This is a genomic window from Lacticaseibacillus suibinensis (assembly GCF_003946175.1).
Classification (GTDB): Bacteria; Bacillota; Bacilli; order Lactobacillales; family Lactobacillaceae; genus Lacticaseibacillus; species Lacticaseibacillus suibinensis.
Genome location: NZ_RHOK01000052.1, coordinates 1 through 3,121 on the forward strand (window position 1 = coordinate 1; position 3,121 = coordinate 3,121).

General features: G+C 53.6%; 6 protein-coding genes. All 6 read right to left on the reverse strand.

Annotation, left to right across the window (positions count from 1 at the left end; genetic code table 11):
- A partial coding sequence (locus EKM90_RS12625) for a Y-family DNA polymerase (protein WP_164508001.1) occupies positions 1–1,238 on the reverse strand: 1,238 nt, incomplete at its 3' end.
- Complete coding sequence (locus EKM90_RS12630; protein ID WP_125583154.1) at positions 1,235–1,615, reverse strand: LSm family protein; 381 nt, start codon at positions 1,613–1,615, stop codon at positions 1,235–1,237. The genes EKM90_RS12625 and EKM90_RS12630, both read right to left, overlap by 4 nt.
- Before the next feature lie 125 nt (positions 1,616–1,740).
- Entirely contained in the window at positions 1,741–1,881 is a 141-nt protein-coding gene (locus EKM90_RS12980) for a hypothetical protein (RefSeq protein WP_164508002.1), read from the reverse strand.
- Positions 1,856–2,281 carry a hypothetical protein gene (locus EKM90_RS12635; protein ID WP_125583156.1) on the reverse strand — a complete coding sequence of 142 codons (426 nt, stop codon included), beginning with the start codon at positions 2,279–2,281 and terminating at the stop codon, positions 1,856–1,858. The genes EKM90_RS12980 and EKM90_RS12635 overlap by 26 nt, the downstream gene beginning before the upstream one ends.
- 23 nt (positions 2,282–2,304) lie before the next feature.
- Complete coding sequence (locus EKM90_RS12640) at positions 2,305–2,622, reverse strand: hypothetical protein (RefSeq protein WP_125583158.1); 318 nt, start codon at positions 2,620–2,622, stop codon at positions 2,305–2,307.
- An 80-nt stretch (positions 2,623–2,702) separates the two neighbouring features.
- A complete protein-coding gene (locus tag EKM90_RS12645) occupies positions 2,703–2,891 on the reverse strand; it encodes a hypothetical protein (protein ID WP_125583160.1) in 189 nt (62 codons plus the stop codon).
- Positions 2,892–3,121: the final 230 nt, after the last annotated feature.

The window sequence follows — 3,121 nt, forward strand, 5'->3', positions numbered from 1 at the left end:
CCGCCTGCTTCCTTCGAGTAGCCGCGCACCAGTGACTTGTAGCCGTACTTGCTGCGAATCTTGTCTACGACTTGATCCAGGGCCAGGTCAGCCGTCTGCTTCTCTGGTGGATCAAAGAGGTTGAGCTGGAATCCAGCAGCCTTGCTGACACGATTGACACGGACTGAGACGTTCCTCACCGGCTGGCCGTTCCACTTGCTTTCAAACAAGCGGCGGGCCGCACTGATGATGTCGTCTGAGCGGCTGGTGGCGTCGATGTGCATTTGGGCTCCAAACCCACGCTCTTCAGCATCCGCGTAGCCAATGCCAACACTGACTACTTCGCCCTGGACGTGGTGCTTGCGCAGCCTGGTTGCCACTTGATCTGCAATTTCGCTCAAGACCACTTCGATGTCACGCTTCGTCACATAATCGCGCATGAGCACCTGAGAATTGCCGTAACCCTTATTTTCCGGTCGGGGCAGGTATCGCTTCGTTAGGTCTGAATAGTCGATGCCCCAGGCGTGAAAGAAAAGTGCGTCACCTAAGACGCCAAACCTGGCGTGCAGCTTACCGCGATCCGCATGAGCCAGGTCATAGATGGAATGAATGCCGATGGCCTCCAGCTTAGCGGCGGTCTTGTCGCCTATCGACCAGAAATCGGTTAGATTATTGATCTGCCAGATGGTTTCGGGCACGTCTTCGTATGTCCAGCTTGCCCGCCAAGGCTCTTGGTACTTGGCATCGTTATCTAATGCCAACTTGGCTTGCAACGGGTTCTGGCCAATACCAACCGTGGTGATGATCCCGTACTTCTGGAAGACTTCTTCCTGAATCTTAGCCGCGATCTCCTCGTTACTGCCGAAAAGACCGTGGCTGCGGGTCACGTCGATGAATGACTCGTCAACCGAGTAAGGGTACCAGTGGTTATCGTCTGTGAAGGCACGGTAGACTCGGTTGATCTTGTAATTGAGCTTGATGTAATCAGCCATGCGTGGCTCCACCAGCTCAATATCCATCTGATCGTCGATCTCAAACCGACGCGTGCCGAGCTTAACGTGGTAATCACGCTTCGTATCGGGGCTTGCCGCCAGCACCAGGCCGCCGTTGCTTTCTTCATTGCTGAGCACCGCCACCTTGGCGGCCAGCGGAAACTCCCCGCGTCTAATTGCTTCGGTAGAGGCGTAGAAGGACTTACAGTCAATGCACATGATGTCATGAATTGGCAGGCGCTGCGGGTCGTCTAACGGCGTACTCATTGATGCCACCACACGGTCGCGTCCAGTACGTCGATATGCCGAATGTCTTCAACCTGCACCGGCAGCACCAGGCCATCCTTGCGCTGAAGGTAGATCTGACTGTCAGCGTAGCCAAGAATTGCCCCCTCCAGGTCTCTCCGGTATTGTCCGTCGTACAGTGCATTGAGCTGAATTGCCACGACCTGGCCTTGCTCCCAGGCAGTCTGAAGTATCTGGTCAATTACGCTCGCCTTCTGCTCAGGTTTTTCTGGTGTTGGCTTTTCATCTATTGCTTGCGATTCCATGTAGGCGCTGTGGTCACTTAGGATCCAGCCAAGCCACTTCTTCATGCCTCGATCCGGGTACAGCCAAAGCTCCCGTGGGACGTTACGTTCCATAATTTTGCCCCCTCTTTGTTGACTCCATTACATTATACGAACACACGTTCGCAATATGCAAGGCCAATCTGCATAAAAAAAAGGCCACTCCTGGCCCCTGCCTATCTTGTGTTTATACCGCTGCTTTAAGCGTGGTACCGTACCATTAAGCCGTTCAGGCTGAGATCCGGGTTACCCACAAGATACCAGCCGTCTTCTTTTTGGTGATTGTACTCTACTAGATCTTTGTGCGCCTGTTGTTCAGGCGTCAATTGAAGCTGTGCCATCTTTGTAGCGCCTCCACTCTCCTAAATACTCCTGCTGCATAAAGGCGTCAATTTGCGGCCAGTTCTTCAGGCTACGCATTTTAGACACGTGGTAGAAGATCTCTGGGTTCAAGCTCTCGTTGTCGATGAAATCATCGCGCATACCATTCGCCTGCGGGAATTGGCCCAGCGACAGCATGTCTAGCAGAGCCCTGATGTGGTTTGCGACGTTCAAACGCGGTCTGCCCGGCGCATGTGGGACCACCTGATCGCGCCTGATGCCGTAGTCGCCCCACAGTGAGCCCTCAGACTCAAGGAGTGTGAGATGGGTCCAGTCTAGCGCTCCCCAGTGCCAATCGCCATCGGTCAGATCGTTAGAATCGCGAATGTTAAGTGCCTGCGTCAAGCTGAGGTATTGCATCCTACCAGCCTCCTGTAGAGTGACTAGTTGCGTGTTGCGCCGACGACGCCAAGCGTAACAATGGCAATCATGATGCCGAACGCTACCTTCGCGACACTCCAGGCGACTGCGGATAGGGCACCGACGATGCGTAGCGCTGCTAGCGCGCCCCGACCGTACATGGCGCCGGCTTCTCCAGGCCCTTGTTTCCAGGCTAGAAGCCCATAGCCGGCAGCTAGGACGCCAATGATGATGTACGGCCATGGTGTGTAGAATGTACCGCCAATCAGCCAGCAGATATGCTCGAATAATTCCCATAGAACAATGAAGAAATACTTGAGGCCAGTCAGTACGTTGTTCATTTTTAGTCCCCTCCTGTTGTCGATGGATTGTCATTTCCTATTGCAACCTAGCGGTCTGGGGTCCCCGTGATTGCAGCGTCTCAGTCAAGATCCTGAGTGGCGTTCTTGCGATTAAGCCAAAAGTAGTCACGAGCAGCTGCAACGTCGGCCCACGGGATTAAGTCGGCATCTGTGCGAGGATCTTTCTTGCTGATGGTGACACCGTGCAGGAACGCGCGGATTTCTTCGATAGGTACGCCCCAGGCTCTTGCCATTTCAGCGATGGTCATTCTAGTTGCCTCCCTCCAGTGGTTGCCAATTGCTGTTCAAGAGTCAGGCTTTGCCACTGTGTGAAAGTGTGGAGATATAAACCTGGATTATTCATAGAATTTCAAAAAAGCAGCGCAATCCCACGATTCACACGGGACTGCGCTGCTTTGGTGTTTCACCCATTGGGTGCGCCTATATGCTAAGGTTGAGTCAACGAAAACCATCACGAAAGCGAGGCTTCACACCATCT